General features: G+C 75.5%; 3 protein-coding genes. All 3 read left to right on the top strand.

What is annotated here, in order from left to right; translation table 11 throughout:
- The first annotated feature begins 145 nt into the window (after positions 1 to 145).
- Entirely contained in the window at positions 146 to 802 is a 657-nt protein-coding gene (locus GL263_RS26300; protein ID WP_182858235.1) for a phosphoribosyltransferase, read from the top strand.
- A 134-nt stretch (positions 803 to 936) separates the two neighbouring features.
- Entirely contained in the window at positions 937 to 1,152 is a 216-nt protein-coding gene (locus tag GL263_RS26295) for a hypothetical protein (RefSeq protein ID WP_182858234.1), read from the top strand.
- A 10-nt stretch (positions 1,153 to 1,162) separates the two neighbouring features.
- Positions 1,163 to 1,532: methyltransferase (locus GL263_RS26290; RefSeq protein WP_182858236.1), on the top strand; the 370-nt coding region annotated here is incomplete at its 3' end.

Raw genomic sequence — 1,532 nt, 5'->3', positions numbered from 1 at the left:
CGCCCGTTTGCGCCCGCCCGGCTGTGGGCACCCGGAGCCGGCCATGCCGTGCGTCCGCGCGCGCCGGAAGCGGCGCCGGCCCCTTGAATCCGGCCCCTTGAATCCGGGCCGTTGAGTCCGGGCCGTTGAGGAGGCGGGGGAAGTCATGAGATTCCGCGATCGCCGTCACGCCGGACGGGAACTCGGCACCCGGCTGTCGGAGTGGGCCGCCGACGGCGGCCTGGCCCACGCGCTCGTCCTCGCGCTGCCGCGCGGGGGCGTGCCGGTGGCCGACGAGGTCGCCCGGGCGCTCGGGGTGCCGCTCGACGTCCTCGTGGCGCGGAAGATCGGCCTGCCCGGCCACCCGGAGACCGGGATCGGTGCGATCGTGGGCGAGGACCCGCCGCTGTTCGACCGCCGCGCGCTGCGGATGCTCGACCTCGGCGAGGACCGGCTCGGCCCGGACGTCGCCCGCGAGCGGGCCGAACTGCACCGCCGGGAGGTGCTCTACCGGGGCGACCGGCCGGCGCCCGAGGTCGAGGGCCGGACCGTGGTCCTCGTCGACGACGGGCTCGCCACCGGCGTCACCGCGCGTGCCGCGCTGCGGCATCTGCGACGGCGGCGCCCCGACCGTCTTGTGCTCGCCGTTCCGGTCTGCTCGCCCGAGGCCGCCGCGGAGATGCGGGCGGAGTCCGACGACCTGGTCTGCCTCCACCAGCCGTCCGGCTTCCGCTCGGTCGGCGAGTGGTACGAGCGGTTCGAGCAGACCGGCGACGAGGAGGTGACGCGGACCCTGCGCGCGCACCGGTCAGCGGGGCCCTGAGGACCTCGGTCCCGGATCCGTTCCGCCCCGGGTGGTTTGTTCCGGCGCAAAGAGATCACTCGTGCGCCGGAGCCGGCGGCCCCCCCTTTTCGGAGGCCTACGGCCCCTTCCGCCAACACCAAGGAGGCACTGTCGTGATCAAGAAGCTGCACGAAGCCGGTGTCCGGAGCGACCACGCCTACAACGCCGCCGTCGCGTCCATCGGGCTGGCCGTCCTCTCCTGGGCCGTCTCGTTCAAGGGCGAGTCCGCGGGTACCGACCGCGCCGACCGCTGGGGGATCTTCGTCGGCGAATGGGCCCCGACCCTCTTCGGCCTCGGCCTGGCCCTGTCCCGGTACGAGGAGGACTGAGCGCGTGACGATGAGGCAGCGCGCCGAACCGCCGGAAGGATGTGCGACCGGCGCAGCGGCGCGGACCGGGCCGTCGGCCCCGGTCCGCGCCGTGCGGCTGCCCGGCGTGTACCGGCCGCAGTCGGACACGATGCTGCTCGCGGAGGCGCTGGACGCCGCGTCCGTCGGGGCCGGAGACCGGGTACTGGACATGTGCACCGGTACCGGGGTCCTCGCCCTGCGGGCGGCCCGGCTGGGCGCCGAGGTGACCGCCGTGGACATCAGCCGGCGGGCCGTTCTCTGCGCCCGGCTGAACGCCCGGCTCGCCGGCCTCCCGGTGACCGTCCGGCGCGGCGACCTGCTGGCCGGGCTGCCACCGGGCGAGCGGTTCGACGTACTCG

Source organism: Streptomyces durbertensis, from assembly GCF_014156695.1.
In the GTDB taxonomy this organism is placed as follows: domain Bacteria; phylum Actinomycetota; class Actinomycetes; order Streptomycetales; family Streptomycetaceae; genus Streptomyces; species Streptomyces durbertensis.
The sequence above is the reverse complement of the archived record's forward strand: the minus strand, read 5'-3'. Positions and strand labels throughout refer to the sequence as shown.

Coding starts and splice junctions, on each gene's coding strand:
- GL263_RS26300 (WP_182858235.1), top strand. CDS start 146: ATGAGATTCCGCGATCGCCGTCACGCCGGACGGGAACTCGGCACCCGG.